17 protein-coding genes are annotated in these 20,081 nt (G+C 72.9%); 7 read left to right on the plus strand and 10 right to left on the minus strand.

Annotated elements, in window-relative coordinates; all coding sequences use genetic code 11:
- Positions 1 to 8: 8 nt before the first annotated feature.
- Together ACFWI8_RS09775 and ACFWI8_RS09780 are read right to left on the minus strand one after the other, a co-directional pair.
- Complete coding sequence (locus ACFWI8_RS09775) at positions 9 to 410, minus strand: hypothetical protein (RefSeq protein WP_387087849.1); 402 nt, start codon at positions 408 to 410, stop codon at positions 9 to 11.
- Positions 411 to 436: 26 nt separating this feature from the next.
- Positions 437 to 1,681: a hypothetical protein gene (locus ACFWI8_RS09780; protein ID WP_387087852.1), complete on the minus strand. Its 1,245-nt coding sequence runs from the start codon at positions 1,679 to 1,681 to the stop codon at positions 437 to 439.
- 376 nt (positions 1,682 to 2,057) lie between these two features.
- Between ACFWI8_RS09780 and ACFWI8_RS09785 the strand changes: the two genes are divergently transcribed.
- Entirely contained in the window at positions 2,058 to 2,354 is a 297-nt protein-coding gene (locus tag ACFWI8_RS09785; protein WP_387087855.1) for a hypothetical protein, read from the plus strand.
- Between the two features lie 130 nt (positions 2,355 to 2,484).
- On the opposite strand, the gene ACFWI8_RS09790 is transcribed toward ACFWI8_RS09785, so the two are convergent.
- Positions 2,485 to 3,297 carry a DNA-formamidopyrimidine glycosylase family protein gene (locus ACFWI8_RS09790; RefSeq protein ID WP_387087858.1) on the minus strand — a complete coding sequence of 271 codons (813 nt, stop codon included), beginning with the start codon at positions 3,295 to 3,297 and terminating at the stop codon, positions 2,485 to 2,487.
- Positions 3,298 to 3,408: 111 nt separating this feature from the next.
- Here ACFWI8_RS09790 and ACFWI8_RS09795 point away from each other — a divergent pair, with 111 nt between their 5' ends.
- From ACFWI8_RS09795 to ACFWI8_RS09805, 3 genes are all read left to right on the plus strand, one after another.
- Complete coding sequence (locus ACFWI8_RS09795) at positions 3,409 to 4,017, plus strand: TetR/AcrR family transcriptional regulator (RefSeq protein WP_387087861.1); 609 nt, start codon at positions 3,409 to 3,411, stop codon at positions 4,015 to 4,017.
- Positions 4,018 to 4,141: 124 nt separating this feature from the next.
- Positions 4,142 to 6,346: an MMPL family transporter gene (locus ACFWI8_RS09800; RefSeq protein ID WP_387087864.1), complete on the plus strand. Its 2,205-nt coding sequence runs from the start codon at positions 4,142 to 4,144 to the stop codon at positions 6,344 to 6,346.
- A gap of 5 nt (positions 6,347 to 6,351) precedes the next feature.
- Positions 6,352 to 6,960 (plus strand): hypothetical protein, encoded by a 609-nt coding sequence (locus tag ACFWI8_RS09805; protein ID WP_387087867.1) that lies wholly within the window; start codon positions 6,352 to 6,354, stop codon positions 6,958 to 6,960.
- A gap of 87 nt (positions 6,961 to 7,047) precedes the next feature.
- Here the strand turns inward: ACFWI8_RS09805 and ACFWI8_RS09810 are convergent, their stop codons facing one another.
- The 6 genes from ACFWI8_RS09810 to ACFWI8_RS09835 form a co-directional block, all read right to left on the minus strand.
- A complete protein-coding gene (locus tag ACFWI8_RS09810; protein ID WP_387087870.1) occupies positions 7,048 to 7,371 on the minus strand; it encodes an STAS domain-containing protein in 324 nt (107 codons plus the stop codon).
- A 9-nt stretch (positions 7,372 to 7,380) separates the two neighbouring features.
- A complete protein-coding gene (locus tag ACFWI8_RS09815) occupies positions 7,381 to 9,225 on the minus strand; it encodes an AGE family epimerase/isomerase (protein WP_387087872.1) in 1,845 nt (614 codons plus the stop codon).
- Positions 9,222 to 9,848: a DJ-1/PfpI family protein gene (locus tag ACFWI8_RS09820; protein ID WP_311597073.1), complete on the minus strand. Its 627-nt coding sequence runs from the start codon at positions 9,846 to 9,848 to the stop codon at positions 9,222 to 9,224. Before ACFWI8_RS09820 ends, ACFWI8_RS09815 begins: the two co-directional genes overlap by 4 nt.
- 100 nt (positions 9,849 to 9,948) lie before the next feature.
- A complete protein-coding gene (locus ACFWI8_RS09825) occupies positions 9,949 to 10,416 on the minus strand; it encodes a hypothetical protein (RefSeq protein ID WP_387087876.1) in 468 nt (155 codons plus the stop codon).
- A gap of 111 nt (positions 10,417 to 10,527) precedes the next feature.
- The gene (locus ACFWI8_RS09830; protein WP_387087878.1) at positions 10,528 to 12,132 is read right to left on the minus strand and encodes a thiamine pyrophosphate-binding protein; all 1,605 of its coding nucleotides are present in this window, start codon (positions 12,130 to 12,132) and stop codon (positions 10,528 to 10,530) included.
- 30 nt (positions 12,133 to 12,162) lie between these two features.
- Positions 12,163 to 12,990, minus strand: a complete 828-nt coding sequence (locus ACFWI8_RS09835; RefSeq protein ID WP_387087881.1) for a type 1 glutamine amidotransferase domain-containing protein — start codon at positions 12,988 to 12,990, stop codon at positions 12,163 to 12,165.
- A 229-nt stretch (positions 12,991 to 13,219) separates the two neighbouring features.
- On the opposite strand from ACFWI8_RS09835, the gene ACFWI8_RS09840 reads away from it, so the two are divergent.
- Genes ACFWI8_RS09840 through ACFWI8_RS09850 form a run of 3 tightly spaced genes read left to right on the plus strand, consistent with a single transcriptional unit; the run spans position 13,220 to position 18,346 of the window.
- Complete coding sequence (locus ACFWI8_RS09840) at positions 13,220 to 15,184, plus strand: maltotransferase domain-containing protein (protein WP_387087884.1); 1,965 nt, start codon at positions 13,220 to 13,222, stop codon at positions 15,182 to 15,184.
- Positions 15,177 to 16,916: a maltose alpha-D-glucosyltransferase gene (treS, locus tag ACFWI8_RS09845; protein ID WP_387087886.1), complete on the plus strand. Its 1,740-nt coding sequence runs from the start codon at positions 15,177 to 15,179 to the stop codon at positions 16,914 to 16,916. Before ACFWI8_RS09840 ends, treS begins: the two co-directional genes overlap by 8 nt.
- Entirely contained in the window at positions 16,913 to 18,346 is a 1,434-nt protein-coding gene (locus ACFWI8_RS09850; protein ID WP_387087889.1) for a hypothetical protein, read from the plus strand. Before treS ends, ACFWI8_RS09850 begins: the two co-directional genes overlap by 4 nt.
- An 89-nt stretch (positions 18,347 to 18,435) precedes the next feature.
- On the opposite strand, the gene ACFWI8_RS09855 is transcribed toward ACFWI8_RS09850, so the two are convergent.
- Positions 18,436 to 19,875, minus strand: a complete 1,440-nt coding sequence (locus tag ACFWI8_RS09855; RefSeq protein ID WP_387087892.1) for an MFS transporter — start codon at positions 19,873 to 19,875, stop codon at positions 18,436 to 18,438.
- Between the last annotated feature and the right edge of the window lie 206 nt (positions 19,876 to 20,081).

Genomic DNA, 20,081 nt, shown 5'->3' on the forward strand with positions numbered 1-20,081 from the left:
CCGGGCTCTCAGACAAGTACCACCACGCGCAGGCGCAGCGGCGGGCGGCTCCCCTGCCGCAGCTCGATGGCGCCCAGTCTCCGCCACGGTGCCCTGAGCACGAGTTGGCCGTGCAGGAGCGAGGCGACGGCGGCGCACTCGCGCGCGCCGACGGACGGCATCGACGTGGCGGCCCGGGTCATCCTGATCCGGGTGCCGTCCCGTGCGCCCGCCAGGCAGCACCGGTCGCTCACCCGAGCGACCACCACGAGGCATCCGGGACAGCGCTTCAGCACGTGGTCCACCACTGCCAGCGCGTCGGCGACCGACCGGGTGCCCGGCACATACAACGCGTCCGCGCACTCGCTCCAACGCGACGGCACGGCCCGCTGATCGAACTTGGCCCGCAGGTGCTCGTCCACGGCGGCCATGTGGTGTGTGGTCGCGCGCGGCGCCGTCACTCTGCCACCCCCGGCGCGTCACCGGTCCAGCAGTCGAGCGACGGCGGCAATGGCACCGGCTCGGTCAACGGTCGGAACGCCGGCTCGCCGATGCCCATCAGCCGGTACATGAGGCGACGCATGTTCGCATTGAACTCCCCGGGCTTGGAGGTGATCCGCATGGCAACGGCCTCGAACTCCTCGCGGCGATACTCGGCCCTCGCGTAACGGAGCTGGTCCCCCAGTGGGGAGACCGACGTCAGCGCCGGCGCGGTCGTCGCGAGTGCGGCGGCGGGCGACGCGCGGTGCACTCTGCTGTGGGGGTAGCGGGCCAGCACGATCGGCGCCGAGGTGAGCGTGGCGTAGGAGGTCACGGAGCCGTGATCCCCGATGATCCAGTCCGCCGCCGCCAGCAGCGGTCTCCAGTCTGCCTCTGGCGGCACGAGCGCCACGCCGCGGCGGCGATACCTGGCGAGCCAGGCCCTCACCTGCCACCAACCATGGCCGGCCCAGACGTTCGGGTGGGTGAGGACGGCCGTCCGAAACTGTGGTCTGGGCAGCTCACCGACCAAGCGGTGCAGCAGGTTGTCGAGTCGCCCGAAGGATGCTGAGCGCCCCCAGGTACTGGTGACCACCAGCAACTGCTGCCCGTCCTCCACCCCCAAGGCGGCCCGGTATGCCTCCCGGTGCGGCAGCGAGGCCAGGAGCCGGTCGTAGGCCGGGTCCCCCACCACGGTCGTCATCGGCAGCGCCTCGGGGCAGCTGCGGGCCAGTGTCTCCCGCTCACCGTGGTGCGCGAGACCGATGACGGACGGCACCACCCTGCCGTCACGGGCGATGTTGTCCCGACTGAACATGCCAGGTGGCCGCTCCGCCGCCGCCGTGCGCGTCCAGACACGTGCCAGCTTGATGTGTCCCGCACCGTGTGAGAGCAGCACCAGGGGCTTGGGAACCCGCTCTATGTCCTCCCAACCCGATGCCAACGAGAGATCGAACTCGGACCTGACGGCCTCCTCCCACGGCAGCACGGGGCAGCCCAGGTCCTGCAGGAAGCGCGCGACACCCTCGCCGAAGGGATGCGGCGCGACGGTGAAGACCACCTGGATCCGCCAGTCCGACTCCAGCAGCCGAAAGACGTCAAGCAGCCGCTGAGCATACGTGAGCGTCGATGCGACGACGAGTACTCGCTTGCAGTCACGAATGGTCAACCACTGCTCGTCGTTGACACGAGCCGGCCCTGGTAAGCCTATTGTGTGCAACATGATCTCCCCCCATGGGATCTCCGGGTCACCGTGGCCCGGGCATGGCGGCCGTACGCGCACGTCCTAGCCGCGAGACGGTGACGGCCGCTTGGTGGGGGGCTGCCCGGGCTACCGGACACAAGCGTTGCGAAAACCTTGCGGCAACTCCGGTAAGGGAATGCTGTCGAGGACGCGCAGCCACTGACGGTCCTGGATCAGGGAGTTAGGGATGGAACCGATCTCGACGGCCTTACTCGCCGCACTGGCCGCAGGTGCCGGAGGGGAGGCCGGCAGGCAGGCATGGGAAGGGCTGATCGCCCTGGTACGACGGCCGTTCCGGCGCGACGGGAGCGGTGGGACGGACGAGCCGCCCCCGGTGAGTTCCGGGGATACGGAGGTGACCAGGCTGGCACAGTCGCCGTCCGATCCCGAACGTGCTCAGTCGCTCAGCACGACACTCGCCGTGCGGGCCACTCTCGACCCGGACTTCTGTACACGTCTTGAAACCTGGCGGCAGGAGGCACTGCGAGTACGGACCGGGGACGGAGAAGTCCGCAACGAGATCAGCGGCGGCACCCTGTACGGACCGATCGTCCAGGGGCGGGACTTCTCCGGTCTCTCCATCACCGCGTCTCCCCCGCCGGCGGCCCCGCCGCCCGTCCGTAGTGAAGGTGGCGACGACGCGGGAAACTGAGCCGCCGGCCTCAAGGCCGGCGCGCACCCGGAACTACGTGACACGGCGGGCCGCTGGCTCAGCCGGTTCACCATGACGCAGCGGTCCGTGTCAGCGGTCAGGGCCGGCCTCGGCAAGGCCCCGCGGGGGCTCAACGGGTCGTGGACTCCCGCGGGCCCGGGCCGGGTTGGCAGGTGGGGCACCAGTAGGTGGGGCGCTCGCGGCCCGGGTGTCCGTAGGTGTCGGAGGTGACGCGGACCGGGGTGCCGCAGGTGAGGCACGGTTGGCCGGCGCGGGCGTAGACGTGGAGGCGGGGGCGGCCGCGCCGGGTGGTGGTGCGGTTCGGGGTGGCGCGGTTGGCGGTGAGGAGGCGGTGAGCCGTGGCGAGCAGGGCGTCGAGGTCGGGCAGCTCGCCGACGGGGAGCCAGGGGGTGGCCCGGGCGAGGTGGCAGAGCTCGGCCAGGTAGACGTTGCCGATGCCGGCGAGGTTGCGCTGGTCGAGCAGGGCGGCGCCGAGGGGGCGGGTGGGGTCGGCGAGGAGGCGGCGGCGGGCCTCGGCCGGGTCCCAGTCGGGGCCGAGGAGGTCGGGCCCGAGGTGGCCGACGAGGCGCGGTTCCTCGGCGGTGCGGACGAGGTCGAGGACTGGCAGGCGGTAGCCGACGGCGGTGTGGTCGGCGGTGCCGAGGATGGCGCGGATCTGGTGGGCGGGGCCGCCGCGCCAGCGCTCGCCGGGGGCGTGGACGTGCCAGGCGCCGTCCATCCGGAGGTGGGAGTGGAGGGTCAGGCCGCCCTCGACGCGGGTGAGCAGGTGCTTGCCGCGCGGGGTGACGTCGAGGACGGCGCGGCCGGTGAGGTCGACGGTGGCCAGTCGGGGGACGCGCAGGTCGGTGCGGGTCAGCTGGTGGCCGGCGAGTGCCGCGTCGAGCCGGTGCGCGGCCTGCCAGACGGTGTCTCCCTCGGGCATGCCTCCATCATGCGCCAGCGGAAGATGTGACGGGTACCACAAGCGGTACGTTTTCGTTTCGCTAAGCCGCGACCTACTATGAGTACGGAACAGTTTCGTACAGGAGTAGCGATGCCCACGGAGACCAGCGAGGCGGCACCCACCGGCCGGCGGAGTCGGCTGTCGGAGGCCAGGGAGCGGGAGATCTACCAGGTGGTGGAGGGGCTGCTGCGTGAGCACGGCTACGACGTGCTCACCATGGACGAGGTCGCCACCGTCGCCCGCGCCAGCAAGGCCACCCTCTACCGCCGGTGGAACACCAAGGCCGAGCTGGTGGTGAGCATGCTCAAGCAGCTCAAGCCACCCAGCGTGACGGAGGTCAGGGCCGACACCCTGGCCGAGACGCTGGTCGAGCAGATGCGGGTAGCCGGCCGCCGCCTCAGCGAGGAGGCGGCGCTGATGCGGGCGCTCGGGCCGGCCATGCACCAGAACCCCGAACTCCAGACGGCCTTCCGCGAGATGCTGCTCCTGCCGGAGCTGACCGCCACCAGAAAGCTCTTGGACGAGGCCCGGGAGCGCGGCGAACTGCCGCCGAACGGGCCGGACGCCGAGCACCTGCTCTACATGGTGCTCGGGGCGCTCATCGGCCGCCCGCTGTTCGAGGACAAGCAGCCGGACACCGACTTCCTCGTGGAGTACGCAAGGACCGTGATCCTGCCCGCACTCGGGCTCAGAGCCTAACCACCACCGAAAGCACGGGGCGAGACCGGGCGGCCGTCGGCCGCCGGGGCGGTCCCCCACGCCCTTCCCCAGCCCATTTATCAGCCTTTAAAGCAACAACGACACCCCCAGGGAAACGCAGCTCATGGCTACCTTTCTCCAACGACTCGGCCAGTTCTCCTTCCAGCGGCGGCGGTTGATCGCCCTGATCTGGGTCGCGCTGCTGGCCGTCGCCGGCGTCGGCGCGGCCACCGCCTCGTCGTCGGCGTCCACCTCCATCACCATCCCCGGCACCGAGGCGCAGCGGGCGTTCGACCTGCTCGACGAGCGCTTCCCGGGGGCCAGCGCCGACGGCGCCACGGCCCGCGTGGTCTTCCAGGCCCAGGACGGCGACATCACCGACGCCACCGACCGGGCGGCCGTGGAGCGGGTGGTCGGCGAGCTGGCCGCCGGCTCCGACCACGTGACCAACGTCGTCGACCCCTTCCAGGCCCAGGCCGTCAGCGAGGACGGCTCCATCGCGTACGCCCAGGTCGGCTACGACGTGAAGTCGACCGAGCTGGCCGACGCCGACCGCGACGCCCTGGAGAGCGCGGCTGAGCTCGGCCGCGACGCGGGTCTCACGGTCGAGATCGGCGGCGACGCGCTGACCCAGATACCGCACACCGGCGCCACCGAGGTCATCGGCGTCGCGGTCGCCGCCGTGGTGCTGGTGATCACCTTCGGCTCGCTGGTGGCCGCCGGACTGCCGCTGCTGACCGCGCTCGTCGGCGTCGGCATCAGCGTCGCCCTCATCACCGCGCTGAGCGGGCCCCTGGAGCTGAACAGCACGACCCCGATCCTGGCCATGATGATCGGGCTCGCGGTCGGCATCGACTACGCGCTGTTCATCGTCTCCCGCTACCGCGCCGAACTCGCCGAGGGCCGGGACCGGTTGACGGCCGTGGGGCGGGCGGTCGGCACGGCGGGCTCCGCGGTGGTGTTCGCCGGTCTGACGGTGGTCATCGCCCTGGCCGGCCTCGCCGTCGTCAACATCCCGATCCTCACCTCCATGGGCCTGGCCGCCGCCGGCGCCGTCGCCCTGGCCGTGCTCGTCGCGCTCACCCTGATCCCGGCGCTGCTCGGCTTCGCCGGCGACCGGGTGCTGGCCAGGAAGGCGCGCGGCGCCGAGCCGGACCCGGCCGAGCGGAAGGACAACCTGGGGACCCGCTGGGCCAGGTTCGTGCTGCGCCGGCCGGTCACCGTGCTGCTGGTCGGCGTCCTGGGCCTCGGCGCGGTCGCGCTGCCGGCCACCAGCCTGGAGCTCGGCCTGCCGGACGACGGCTCGCAGCCGACGAGCACCACCCAGCGCCGGGCCTACGACCTGATGTCCGAGGGCTTCGGACCCGGCTTCAACGGCCCGCTGGTCGTCACCGTGGACGCCCGGGGCAGCGCCGACCCGCAGGCCGAGGCACAGCGCGTGGTGGACACGGTCGGCGGGCTCGACGACGTCGCGCTCGTCACCCCGGCCACGTTCAACGAGGCGGGCGACACCGCCATGATCAACGTGATCCCGGAGTCCAAGCCGAACAGCGCCGAGACCGAGGAGCTGGTCAACGCGATCCGCGCGGCCAACGGCGACGAGGTGCTGGTCACCGGCCAGACCGCGATGGCCATCGACGTGTCGCAGAAGCTGGACGACGCGCTGCTGCCGTACCTGGCGCTGGTGGTCGGCCTCGCGGTGGTGCTGCTGGTGGCCGTGTTCCGGTCGGTGCTGGTGCCGTTGAAGGCGGCGCTCGGCTTCCTGCTGTCGGTGGTCGCGGCGCTCGGCGCGGTGGTCGCGGTCTTCCAGTGGGGCTGGCTCGGCGGCCTGTTCGGCGTCGAGGAGACCGGCCCGATCATGAGCCTGATGCCGATCTTCATGGTGGGCGTGGTGTTCGGACTCGCCATGGACTACGAGGTCTTCCTGGTGACCCGGATGCGCGAGGCGTACGTGCACGGCGAGACGCCCAACGAGGCCGTGGTGACTGGCTTCCGGCACGGGGCCCGGGTGGTCGCGGCCGCCGCGGTGATCATGATCAGCGTCTTCGCGGGCTTCATCGGCTCGTCGGAGTCGATGGTGAAGATGATCGGCTTCGGCCTGGCCGTGGCGGTGCTGTTCGACGCCTTCGTGGTGCGGATGGCCGTCGTGCCGGCGGTGCTCGCGCTGCTGGGGAAGGCCGCCTGGTGGCTGCCGAAGCCGCTGGAGCGGGTGATCCCCGACGTCGACGTCGAGGGCGCGAAGCTCGACCGGCGGCCGGCGGACGGCGCGGGCGGCGTGGCCACCGGGTCCGACGTGGACGCCGGCGACCGGCGTACGAGCCGGGTCTGACGGCGATGACCATGCCGATGGCGGTCAGCGCCGCGACGGCGGGCGTGCGGCCAGGGCGGCTGGTGGACGTGCCCGCGGTGGTGCGGCTGCTCGTGCCGGGCCCCCCGCCGGGGGACGACGACCAGGCGCGGCGCGCGCTACGGCTGCTGCTGGCCCACCACCTGCTGGAGGAGGGGCAGTTGTGGGTGGCCGAGGGCGGCCTCGGCGACACCCGGGTCGCGGCGGCGGCGATCTGGCTGCCGCCGGACGCGGAGCCGGTGAGCCGGCGCCTGACGGAGGTGCTGACCAGGGAACTGCGGGACCCGATCGACCTGGTCGCCGCCGGCGAGCGTGCCAGGGCGACGTTGGCGGCCGTGCGGCCCGAGGAGCGGCACTGGACGCTCACCACCGCCGGGGTGCTCGGTCCCGACTGGGACGAGCGGCGGACCACAGGGCTGCTCGCGCCGGGCCTCGCGGCCGCCGACCGGGACGCCGCGGCCGTGCTGGCCATCGCCGCGTCGGAGCGGGAGGCCGAGCGGCTCGGCCGGTTCGGCTTCGTCGGCGCCCGCCGCGTCACGACGGCGCACGGGCCGGGCGCCTGGCTGGCCAGGCGCCCGGCCCGTGGCCGGGCCTGAGCAGGTCGGTCGCAGTCCGCCGCGATTCGGCAACGCCCCTGAAGGGGCGCGGGGAACCGCGCGAACGGCCATGACGGCGCGGAGCGCTCAGGCCGCCGCCGTGGCCGTCACGACGGTCATGGAGTCGGTGAGGCCGGCGTGGGCCAGGGCCTGGCGCAGGTCCTCGGACGCGCCGGCGATCACCATCTCGGTGCCGGGGGCGAGGTGTTGCTGGGCGAACGCCAGGCAGCGCACGCCCGCCGGGACGAGCGCCTCCAGGTCGTTGGCGTCGACCAGCAGCCGCCGGGGCGCGCCGCCCACGGCCTGGTCGACGAGCGTCCGCAGGGTGCGCACGTCGGCGTCGGTGAGCCGGCCCGCGAGGTGCAGGACGGTGGAGCTGCCGGCCGAGCCGAGCGAGGCGGTGAACGACATCGGGATCTCCTATCGGTCGCGACGGTCCGCCGGCCGGACGGTGGCCCGCACCGCCAGCGGCGAGGCGGAGTCCGGCAGCCGGACGGTGAGTTCGGTCGGGTCGAAGTCGGCGTAGGGCCGTCCGTCGACGGTGACGCTGTCCAGGACGACCGCGCCGGGCGGGAAGACGTCGGGCGAGACACGCAGCAGCCGGTCCGGGTAGCGCGCGTCGGGACCCGGCCTGAAGTGGAGGTCGAGCGGTTCGCGGTGGACCAGCAGCCGGGTGTAGACCTCGGCGAGGTAACAGAGTTCGGCCTTGTGGTACATGCTCATGGCGTGGCTGCCCTTGAGCCGCTCGTTGCCCATCAGGTACGGGATGCCCTGGGCCAGCACCGTGAAGAACACGCCGCCCTCGTCGTGGTCGAGGAAGAACGCGTTGTAGAAGGCGGCCGACTCCCTGGCGTGGCGCAGGAAGTCGTCGTCCCCGGTGTGGCCCGCCAGGATGAGGTAGGCCAGGATGGCCTGCTCCTGCTGCCACCAGGACTTGCGGTCGTGCCAGACGAAGGCGTGCCGGCCGCGCTCCGGGATACGCTCGACCAGGTCGTACCAGCCGCCGCGGCGCCGGTCGAGGCCGACGGACGGCATCGTCTTCCCCAACGACTCGGCCAACGCCCGGTACTCGCGCTTCGGCAGGGTGCCCTGCATCCGCATCAGGTTCCAGGCGATCTTCAGGTTGTGGCCGACGACCGCGCGGTTCTGCTGCCAGCCCCAGGCGTGGTCGGGGGTCCAGTCGGCGTGGAACCGTTCCCTGACGAACGGGCTGCCGTCCGGGGAGCGGTCGGGCAGGTGCGTCACGATCATGTCGAAGGTGTGCTCGAGCATCCTGCGGTACCGCTCGGCGCCCGTGGCCAGGTACAGGTTGAAGAGGTAGGCGGGGGCGTGGTCGCCCACCGAGTTCCAGTTCTTCCGGGACCGGTTGGGGCCGAGCGACTCGTCGTGCGGGCTCAGGGTGACCGGGTCGATGTGCGAGTAGTAGCCGCCGAGCTTCGGGTCGTGGAAGAACCGCTCGAAGAGGCGGACGGTGCCCTCGATGTCGGCGAGGATCGTGGGGTCGCCGGTCACCCGGTACGTCTGCACCAGGCCGACCAGCGCGTAGATCTGCTCGTAGGCCGGGATGGCCCGGTAGTCGTCGCCGAACTCGGAGGCGAACAGCTTGTGTTCGCGGTCGCCGGTGACGTCGATGCCGTGGTACCAGTACACGACGTCGGCGTCCTGGTCGACGAAGCGCATATGGTCGTGGAGGTAGCGGGAGCCGCGCTCGGCCACGGTCAGCGCGCGTTCGTCGCCGGTCAGCAGGAAGGTGCTGGCCATGCCGTAGACCATGCGGGAGATGGTGTCCGTCTCCTGCACCTGCCGGGTCGCCTTCTGGCCGCTGTTGCGCAGGTCGGTGCGGTAGTCGCCGAAGTCGACGTCCCGCTCGCCGAACTGCGCGCGCCGGTAGAACGCGGCGAGCTCCCGTAGTTGGTCGGTCCACCAGCCGGCCCGCTCGTGGGGCCACCGGCTGGCCGCGCCGCCGGCGAACACCAGGTGTCCGGCCTGGAGGTAAGGTCCTTCGTCCTCCTGGTAGACCGGGCCGTAGGCGAAGACCAGGGTGCCCGGGGTCAGTTCGTCGTAGAGCCGGGGCGTGACGTCGGCGTAGGGCTCGCCGAGGTTGCGCAGCCGCTCCCCCGAGGTGGTGGCCGTCAGGTGGACGGTCACCAGTCGGTCGTCGAGGGTGCGCAGGATGACCCGGCCGCCCTCCCGGCGCACCACGTAGCCGCTCGTGGTGTCGGAGTGCGAGGAGTGGAGGGCCTGGCCGGGGCCGGCGCCGGTCACGAGACGGCCCCGGCGACGGCCGGTTCCGGCACCGGGTCGAGCAGGTCGATGACGGAGCGGGCCAGCAGGTGGCACTGGTCGACGGTGCGGCTGGTCACCAGGTCGCCGTCGACCACCACGTCCTGGTTGGTGTACATCGCGCCCATGTTGCGGATGTCGCCCACCAGGTTGTTGTGGCAGGTGACCTCGCGCCCGCGGACCAGCTCGGGGGTGGCGGAGACCAGGGCCAGGCCGTGGCAGGAGAAACCCTTCACCAGGTTCGGCAGCCGGAAGGCGCGGCACATCAACTCGACGGCAGGCGCGAGCCGTTCGACGTCCTCGCTGTAGCGGAGCCGGTCGGAGACCTGGCCCGAGGGCACGATCAGGGCGGAGAGGCGGGCGAGTTGGGTGTAGTCGAGGGCCTCCAGGTCCTCGGTCACGGTCAGCGGCGCGCGCTGTTCGGCGCCGGTGAAGGTGAGGGAGGGCCGGCCCCACAGGCGGGTCAGCAGGGTGACCTCGGCGCCCTCCTCGGCGAAGCGCCGCCGGTAGTACGAGATCTCCTCCTCCACGAAGTCGTTCTCCATCAGGATTCCGACGCGCTTGCCGGCGAGGCGGCCACGGGTGGGTGACGGCTGTGTGGTCATCGTTGGTATCCCCTGGTCAGGAAGTGGGACGGGCGTGGTCTCGGTCCCCGGGGCCGGCCCGGCCCCCGGCTGGGCGGGGGTCGGGCCGGCCCCGGGTGGGTCAGGCGCTCAGCAGCGCCGTGCGCGCGGCGGTCGCCGGCGCGGCGGCCGGCTGCCGGACGCTGATGGTGCGGATCCGCGGCCCCTCCGGCTGCCGCACCACCCACCACTCGTGCCGGGTCGGGACGGCGCCGGGGCCCGTGATGGTGGTCGCCGTCACCTCGGCGTGCAGCGGCGACAGGAGCCGCACGTCGACCCCGGTCAGCGCGACGCCGCGGCCGGCGAGCGGCAGCAGGTCGCCGGCCTCGTACCAGCGGCGGAAGCCCTCGACGCCGCGGACGACACCCGAGGGGAGGTCGAGGCGCAGCCCGTTGGCCAGGTGTTCCGTCAACTCGCCCAGTGGGCGGCGGTCGGTGAGCGCCCGGTGCCAGCGCCGCACCAGCGCCTCGGCGCGGGCGGCGGTCAGCCGGCGTCGTCTCGCGGGCTCGGTGATGGGGGTGACGATGCGGGTGGGGGCGGGCAGGGTCACGGACGGTTCCTTTCTCGGTACGGGTTCTCGGTACGGGTTCTCGGTACGGGTTCCCGGTACGGGTTCCCGGTACGGGTTCCCGGTGAGGTGTGCGGGCGGGGCCCGCGGCGGTCAGTCGACGGCCAGGTCGATCAGGTAGGGGCCCTCGTGGGCCCACATGGCCTCGATGGCGGCCTCCACCTCGTCGGCCTTGGCCACCCGCCGGCCGGGGACGCCGAGCGCCGCGGCGAGGGCGGTGAAGTCGATCTCCGGCCTGGTGAGGTCGAACGCCTCCGGGTAGGCGTGCGGGGCGATGCCCTGCTCCCGCCAGTACTGCTCGATGTTGAGGTCGAGCAGCCGGTAGCGGCCGTTGTTGCAGATCACGAACTTGGCGCCGATGTTCTCCCGGGCCGCCGTCCAGAGCGCCTGGAAGGTGTACATGCTGCCGCCGTCCCCGGTGAAGCCGATGACCGGCAGCTCGGGGCGGGCCAGCTTGGCGCCGATGGCGCCCGGGATGCCGACGCCGAGTGAGCCGCCCCGGGTCTGGAAGAAGTGGCCAGGACGGCGCGGCGGCAGGTGCCTGGCCAGCGGCCCTCCCGCGGTCAGCGCCTCGTCGAAGACGACGAGGTCGGCGGGGCCGCGCTCGGCCAGGACGCGGGCGAAGCGCTCCATCGGCGACTCGTCGGCCGCCGGCGTCGTCGTGGCCTGGGCCGCGACCGGGCGGCCGGCCGCGCGGGTCCGCGGGCCGAGCGTCTCGGCCAGTCCGGCGAGCGCGACCTTGGGGTCGGCGACGACGCCGAGGTCGACCGGGAAGTTCTTCGCGATCTCGTAGGCGTCCAGGTCGATGTGGACGATCCTGGCGTCGGCGCTGAAGGGGCTGTCCAGGTGCGGGAAGACCTCAGGGAAGACATAGGTGCCGACGATCAGCACCCCGTCGGCGTCGCCGACCACCCGAGCGCTGTCCTTGCCGAACATGTGGCCGAGCTGGCCACCGTAGAGCGGGTGGGTGGTGTCGAAGTTGACCTCCGACGAGTTCACCCCCCACACCGGCGCGCCGAGCCGCTCGGCGACCGCCGTCAGCTCGGGCTGGGCGTCACTGGCGGCGACGCCGTCGCCCATCAGGATCAGCGGCCGCCGGGCGGTCGACAGCAGCCGCCCGGCCTCGCGCAGCGCCTCGGCACTCGGGGCGACCCGGGTGTCGGGGATGCTGGTCGGCACGGCGGGCTCGGTGGTCAACTCGTCGAGCACGTCGGCCGGCAGCACCACGAGCACCGGGCCGCGCGGCGGGGTCATCGCCATCTTCACGGCGCGGCGCAGCACCCGCAGGGTGGAGGCCGGGTCGATGACGCGGGTGGCGTACTTGACGACGGGTTCGGCCATCGCCACCAGGTCGGCGGCCATCTGGGCGTCCATCGCGTCGTAGCGCACCCCGGCCTCGCCGGCCACCACCACCAGCGGCGAGCCGCCGCGCTTGGCCTGGTAGAGCATGCCGATGCCGTTGCCGAGGCCGACGCCGCTGTGCAGCTGGACCAGGGCGGGCCGCCGGGTGGCGCGGGCGTAGCCGTCGGCGATGCCCACGGCGGCGCTCTCGTGGAGCGTCGGGACGTAGGTCAGCCGGAAGTTCCTCGACTCGTCGAGGAAGCCCTGCTCGACCGTTCCCGGGTTGCCGAACATGTAGGTGATGCCATCGGCCGCGAACTGCTCGAAGATGGCGGCCTTTCCTGGCCTGGCACGCATGCGGGATCTCCTCTCGGGCGGGCTCGGGGGTTACCAGCCGTGCCGGCGCAGGCCGTTCTCCAGCACCTCGACCAGCAGTTCGCCGGAGGGGACGGAGTCCGGGGTGGAACGGGCGGTCACGAAGGGGTAGTCGACGATGACCGAGGTCTCCTTGCCGACGTTGCCGTGGAAGGCCCCCTCGGGGCCTGTGGCGTCGCGCAGGATGTACTCCAGCGGGTACGGCGGCGGGCCCATGTTGAAGTCGACGCCGAGGAAGCCGGTGCCGTCCTTGTAGTCGTACTCCTTGGGGTGGCCCGTGACGTGCTTGCCCCACAGGATGCTGGCGCGGTCCTCCCAGTCGCGGGCGAAGGCGAGCACGGCGACGCCGTAGCACTCGGCGAGGATCGGCTTGTCGGCCCTGACGAACGCCAGCACCAGCTCGTGCAGCCGCTCGTTGTTGGCCAGGTCCACGATGGGGCCGCTGCCGCCGACGATGACCAGCGCGTCGAAGCCGGACACCAGGTCGCCGGTGGCCCGGTCGAGGCGGCTGTGGTACTCCTCCAGCTCCCGCAGGTGGTTGAGCGCGCTGTAGTAGGGGCGCTCGGGGATGAGGGACTGGAGGCTGACCGGGTTGTCGAGCCGGTCGGACTCGTCGAGCTCGGCGGCGCGGCGGGCCATGTCGCGGGTGGTGACCGAGCGGCCGAGCGGCGGGTCGATGTACTCGGGGTCGACGCTCGGCGGCAGCGCGTGCGCCCGCTTGCCGGTCGGCGTCATGAACGTGATCTGGTAGCCCTGCCTGTCGAACGCCTCGACCGGGCCGACGAGTTCCTCGCCCCAGTAACCGTATTCGGACAGGACGACGAGTATCCGCTTGGACATCGTTTGCTCCTCAACTGGACTGAGATCCTGGCGAGCTCCGGAATCGGGGCCCCGCCGTACTGAGCACGGTTGAAGTACATCCCGTGGAATACCCGGGTCTCAAGGATTGCCGGAACCGCTCCGACCACTCGTCCAAGTTGACGGAGTACAACATTTCCCCGGAGTTTGCCGCGTCGATTCACACGCCTCTTCGCACCATGAGCAAGAAGCCTTGAGAAAGGGGCAGATAATGACTCCACGCCTGGTCATAACCGACCTGGCTCCGGTTGTCGACGGGGGCCGGTATCCCGCGAAGGGGGTGGTCGGGGAGCATATTCCGATAGGCGCCACCATCTGGCGCGAGGGCCACGAGACACTCGCGGCCGAGGTGGTCTTCGAACCGCTCGTCGGCACCGCCGGGGCCGGCACGGTCCCGCTGACGCTCGTCGACGCTGGGCTCGACCGCTGGGCGGCGCGGATCGTCCCCACCCACGAGGGCATGTGGACCTACCGGGTGCGCGCCTGGAGCGACCCGTGGGCGACCTGGCGGCGCGCCGTCGACGCCAAGGTGGCCGCCCGGGTGCCGCTGCCGCTGCTCGCCAACGACCTGGAGACCGGTGCCCGGCTGCTGACGGAGCTGGCCGAGGCCAGCGGCGACCCGCGCCCGGCGCGCGCGGCGCGGCTGTTGCGCGACGCCACGCTGCCGCTCGCCGACCGCCTGGCCCCGGCCACCGCCGGGGACATCGACGCGCTGGCCGCCGCGCACCCGAAGCGGGAACTGCTGACCCAGGGCCCGGCGCACCGGATCTGGGTGGACCGCGAACGGGCCCTGTTCGGCTCCTGGTACGAGATGTTCCCGCGCTCCACGGGCGGCGTCGACGACCGCGGCCGGCCCGTGCACGGCACCTTCGCCACCGCGGCCGCCCACCTGCCGCGCATCGCGGCGATGGGCTTCGACGTGGTGTACCTGCCGCCCGTCCACCCCATCGGCCACACGAACCGCAAGGGCCCCGACAACGCGCTCACCGCGGCCCCCGACGACGTGGGCTCGCCCTGGGCGATCGGCTCGCCCGCCGGCGGGCACGACGCGGTCCACCCGGCGCTCGGCACCGTGGCCGACTTCGAGGCGTTCGTGGCCGCGGCCCGGGATCTCGGCATGGAGGTGGCGCTCGACCTGGCGCTCCAGTGCTCGCCCGACCACCCGTGGACCCGCGAGCACCCGGAGTGGTTCACCCGCCAGCCGGACGGCGGCATCGCCTACGCCGAGAACCCGCCCAAGCGGTACGAGGACATCTACCCGCTGAACTTCGACAACGACCCGGCGGGGCTGCGCGCCGAGATCCTGCGCGTGACCCGGTTCTGGGTGGACCGGGGGGTGCGGATCTTCCGCGTCGACAACCCGCACACCAAGCCGCTCTGGCTGTGGGAGTGGCTCATCTGGGAGATCAAGCGGACCGACCCCGACGTGCTGTTCCTGGCCGAGGCGTTCACCCGCCCGCCGCTGCTCAAGGGGCTGGCCAAGGCGGGGTTCACCCAGTCCTACACGTACTTCACCTGGCGCACCGCCAAGGGCGAGTTGACGGACTACGCGCTCGAACTGGCCGGGGACGCCGACTTCCTGCGGCCCAACCTGTTCGTCAACACCCCGGACATCCTGCACGCCAGCCTCCAGCACGGCGGTCCACCCGCGTTCGCGCTGCGCGCCGCGCTGGCCGCCACGCTCTCGCCGACCTGGGGCGTGTACTCGGGCTACGAGCTGTTCGAGCACCGGGCGCTGCACCAGGGCAGCGAGGAGTACCTGGCCTCGGAGAAGTACGAGTTGCGGCCCCGCGACTACGAGGCCGCGGACGCCTCGGGCAACTCGCTGACGCCGTGGCTCACCGAGCTGAACCGGCTGCGCCGGGCCCACCCGGCGCTGCGGCAGCTGCGGAACATCCGCTTCCTGGACGTCGACAACGACGCGCTGCTCGCCTACCTGAAGACCGACCCGGCGACCGGCGAGTCACTGCTGTGCGTGGTCACCCTCAACCCGTCGGGGGTCGAGGAGGGCGTGGTGCGCGACGTGCCGGCGGCCTTCGGGGAGGCCCCCGACGAGCCGCTGCTGCTGCGCGACGAGATCGGCGGGGAGGCCGCGCTGTGGAACCGGGCCACCCGCGTCAAGCTGGACCCCCGCGAGTCGGTGGCCCTCGTCCTGGTGCGGGCCCGCCATGCGTGAGCCGACCACGGCCCGGGCCGTTCCCGAACCGGTGGCGGCCGACTTCGCGCCCGCCAGGCCGGCGCCCGTCGAACCCGGCTGGTACAAGCGGGCCGTCTTCTACGAGGTGCTGGTCCGCGCCTTCGCGGACAGCGACGGCGACGGCGTGGGCGACCTGCGGGGTCTGACCGCCCGCCTCGACCACCTGCGCTGGCTGGGCGTGGACTGCCTGTGGCTGCCGCCCTTCTACGCCTCGCCGCTGCGCGACGGCGGCTACGACATCAGCGACTACCGGGCCGTGCTGCCGGAGTTCGGCACCATCGACGACTTCGTCGAACTGCTGGACGCGGCACACCAGCGCGGCATCCGGGTGATCGTCGACATGGTCATGAACCACACCTCGGACGCGCACCCGTGGTTCCAGGAGTCCCGGCACGATCCCGACGGCCCGTACGGCGACTTCTACATGTGGGCCGACGACGACTCGGGGTACCCCGACGCGCGGATCATCTTCGTCGACACCGAGAGCTCCAACTGGGCCTACGACCCGGTGCGCGGCCAGTACTACTGGCACCGGTTCTTCTCCCACCAGCCGGACCTCAACTACGAGAACCCCCGGGTGCTCGACGCCATGACGGACGCGCTGCGGTTCTGGCTCGACCTCGGCATCGACGGGTTCCGCCTGGACGCCGTCCCCTACCTGTTCGCGCGGGAGGGCACCGACTGCGAGAACCTGCCCGAGACGCACGACTTCCTGAAGTCGGTGCGCAAGGTGGTGGACGACGAGTACCCGGGCCGGGTGCTGCTCGCCGAGGCCAACCAGTGGCCGCAGGACGCCGTGGCGTACTTCGGGGAGACCGGGCTGACCGGCGACGAGTGCCACATGGCGTTCCACTTCCCGCTGATGCCGCGGCTCTTCATGGCGCTGCGGCAGGAGAAGGCGGCGCCGGTCACCGAGATCCTGGCCAGCACGCCGCACATCCCCGACGACTGCCAGTGGGGCATCTTCCTGCGCAACCACGACGAGTTGAGCCTGGAGATGGTCACCGACGAGGAACGCGCCTACATGTACGCCGAGTACGCGCCGCACCCCCGGATGCGTGCCAACGTGGGCATCCGTCGCCGGCTGGCGCCGCTGCTCGACAACGACCAGGACCGACTCCGGCTGGCCACCGCGCTGTTGCTCTCGCTGCCGGGCTCGCCGATCCTCTACTACGGCGACGAGATCGGCATGGGAGACGACATCTGGCTCGCCGACCGGGACGCGGTCCGCACCCCCATGCAGTGGTCGGGTGAGCGCAACGCCGGCTTCTCCACGGCCGATCCCGACCAGCTGTACCTGCCGGTCGTCAGCACGCCCGAGCACGCCCCGGAGCGGGTGAACGTGGCGGCGCAGCTGGCCGACGCCGACTCGCTGCTGCACTGGACCCGGCGGATGCTGCACCTGCGCCGCGCCCACCCGGCGTTCGGCGAGGGCACGTACCAGCCGCTGGCCGCCTCGGACGAGGCCGTGCTGGCCTTCGTCCGGGACCACGCGCCGCCGGAGGGCCCGCGCGACCGGGTGCTGTGCGTCGTCAACCTGGCCGCCGAGGCCAGGTCGTGCACGCTGTCCTTCCCGGACGCGGCCGGCGCCCGGCTGCGCGACCTGACCGGCGGCCCCGACCACACGGTGCCGGACGGGACGTTCGACCTCGAACTGCCGGGCCTTGGCGTTCGCTGGTTCGCCGTCGAGACGCCGAAGGCGTCGTCGTGACGGCGCCGGTCGAGGTCCTGGGCGCGCCCGCGGTCACCGCGTCGCTGGCCGGCTGGCTGGCCGGGCAGCGGTGGTTCGCGGGCGAGAGCGCCGACGGGCTGGCCGTGCTCGACGCCCGGGAGGTCGCCGTCGGCCCGGCCGGGCCCGCCGCCCTCGTGCTGGCCGTGGTGCGGGCCGGGGCCGGGGACGAGCGGTACCAGCTGCTGCTCGGCGTCGGCCCGGCGGGCGCGGTGCCCGAGCCGGCGGCCGTCGTCGCCAGGGCGGGCGACACCGTGGTGTACGACGCCCTGGCCGACCCCCGGCTGGTCGGCGGCCTGGTCGCGGGCGTGCTGGCCGGGGCCGAGAGCCCCGGGCTGCGCCTCGTGCCGCAGCCGGCGCCGAACACCGCCGTGCCGCGGCCGGCCGCCCCGGCGGCCGGCGGGCTGCCGGTGCGACCGCTGGGCGTGGAGCAGAGCAACAGCTCGGTGGTGGTGGGCGACCGGTACCTGCTGAAGGTCTTCCGCCGGCTGGTCCCGGGCCCCAACCGGGACCTCACCGTGCACCGGGGGCTCGCGGCCGCCGGCTGCCCGCACGTACCGCCGCTGCTCGGCGCCGTCGAGGACGCGGCGACCGGCACCACCTACGCGACCGTGCAGACGTACCTGCCGCGGGCCGTGGACGGTTGGACGCTGGCGCTGGCCGCCGCCGGGAGCTTCCTCGGCGAGCCGGCGCCGCCCGGGCGGCAGGCGCAGGCCGACCTGCGGGTGGCGGCCCGCACCCTGGGCCGGGCGGTCGCGGTGGTGCACCGCGACCTCGCGGCCACCGGGGGGCGGGTCGCGCTGCGCCGGGTCGACTACCAGCGCCTCGCCCAGCGGCTGGCGCGCCGTCTCGACCTGGCGCTCGCGCTGGCGCCCCGGCTGACGGCGTACGCGCCGCGGCTGCGGGCGGAGTTGGGCTCGGTCGCCGCCCTGGACGGCTCGCCACGGCGGACGGCCCAGCGGGTCCACGGCGACCTGCACCTGGGGCAGACCCTGCACACCGCCACCGGCTGGCTGCTGGTGGACTTCGAGGGCGAGCCGCTGGCCGAGCCGGCCGAACGGGACCGCCCGGACTCCCCGTTGCGGGACCTGGCCGGCATGCTGCGCTCCTTCGACTACGCCGCCCACCACCCGCTCACCGGCGCGCACGAGGGGCGGGCAGCGGACGACCGGCGCTGGGTGCGCGCCGCGCGCTGGGCGAGCCTGCACCAGCAGGCGTTCCTCGACGGCTACCTGGCCGAGGCGGGGCCGCAGGACGCCGGCGACCGGCGGCTGTTGCACGCCTACCTGCTGGACAAGGCGGTCTACGAGGTGGCGTACGAGACCCGGCACCGGCCCGGCTGGGCGTGGCTGCCGGAGCGGGCGCTCGAGCGTCTCCTCGGCGGCGGCGCGGCCGAGCGGGGCGCCGCCTGATCCCGGCTCGTACGAAGGCCCCGTTCTCCCCACGGCCGGGTGGGGAGAACGGGGCCTCGTGCTGCCGGGCGGGGCGCCGGGACCCGTGGTCAGGAGGTCCGGTCGCGCCGCGGCAGTCCGAGGAGGGCGATCCCCAGGCCCACGACGGCCAGCGCGGAGGCGCCCAGGAAGGCGTTCCGGAAGGCGGCCAGCGGCGTGGCGTCCGCGTCGCCGGTGGTGGCGGCGATCACGCCGGCGAGCACCGCCGTGCCGAGGCCGGCGCCGACGGCGTACGAGGAGGAGCTGAGGCCCGCCGCGACGCCCTGCCGCTCGTCGGCCACCGCGCTGACCCCGCCGATGTTGGCGGCCGACAGCACGGTGCCGCAGGCGAAGCCGTGCGCAAGCAGGCAGGGCAGGACCAGCGTGAGGTAGCGGTCCTCCTCGCCCAGCACGGCGAACAGGCCGACGGAGACGGCCTGGACGACGAGACCGAGCGCGCACACGAAGCGGATGCCGTAGGCGTCGACCAGCCGGCTGGTGACGAACCGGGCGACGAGGAAGACGGTCACACCGAGCGGGAGGATCGCCATCGCGATGCGGGCGGGGCCGTAGTCGAGCACCTCCTGGAGGTACAGCACGACGGCGAACTGCCAGCCGAGCGCGGCCGCGGCGTGCGTGAGGGCGATGAGGTAGGAGGCGCTGCGGGTGCGGGAGGAGAAGATGTCGAGCGCGAGCATCGGGGCGTGGTGGCGGCGCTCGATGGCCACGAACACGCAGACCAGCAGCGGCGCGAGGGCGAGGGCGAGCAGGGTGCTCGGCGCCGACCAGCCGGTGTCGGGGGCCCGCACCACGGCCGTCACGAACAGCAGCAGGGCGGCGGTCACCACCAGCGCCCCGCCGGGGTCGTAGGAGCGGCGCCCGGCGCCGGCCGGCGCGGGCTCGTCCGGTTCGACGGCGAGCGGCACCAGCGCCAGCACGAGCAGGCCCACCGCGCCGGGCACGAAGAAGACCAGGCGCCAGTCGACGTCGGTGAGCAGCCCGGAGGCCACCAGGCCCGTGCACCAGCCGAGGCCGCCGGTGGCGCCGTAGATCGACAGGGCGCGGTTGCGCTCCCGGCCCTCGGCGAACCGCGTGGTGATGATGGAGAACGCGGCCGGTGCGGTGAAGGCGGCGGCGACGCCCTTGATGAACCGGGAGGCGATCAGCGGCCCCGGCTCGGTCATCATGCCGCCCAGCAGGCTGGCCCCGACGAAGACCGTGAGGCCGACGAGCAGCACCCGGCGCCGGCCGAGGATGTCGGCGGCGCGACCGCCGACCAGCAGGAAACCGCCGTAGGCGAGGGTGTAGCCGGACACCAGCCACTGTAAGGAGGCGGTTCCCATCGAGAGGTCGTCGCGAATGCTGGGCAGGGCGACACCCACGGTGGAGTTGTCCAACGCGTCGAGGAAGAACACCGCGCAGGTGACCAGGAGTACCAGGCCCTTGCGGCGGGTCGGCGCGGCGTCCGCCGGCCGAGCCACGGGGGCCGCCGTGTCATTGGTTGAAGTCATCGGATTCTTTTCCCCTTCTCGCGGAATTCCGTGGCGGCCACGGAATTCCGGGCACACGGTAAAGACGCGGGGGGGGGGCCGGCCGGCCAGCCCCCCGCCGAACGGCCCCCCCCAACCGCGCAAGACACAACCGCGGCACCGGTTTAAGAAATAACCCCGGCGCCGGCCCAGCCGGCAAAAGCGGCGGGGTAACCCCCCCAAAACGA

The organism is Streptomyces sp. NPDC127098, assembly GCF_042722465.1.
Taxonomy (GTDB): Bacteria; Actinomycetota; Actinomycetes; order Streptomycetales; family Streptomycetaceae; genus Streptomyces; species Streptomyces millisiae.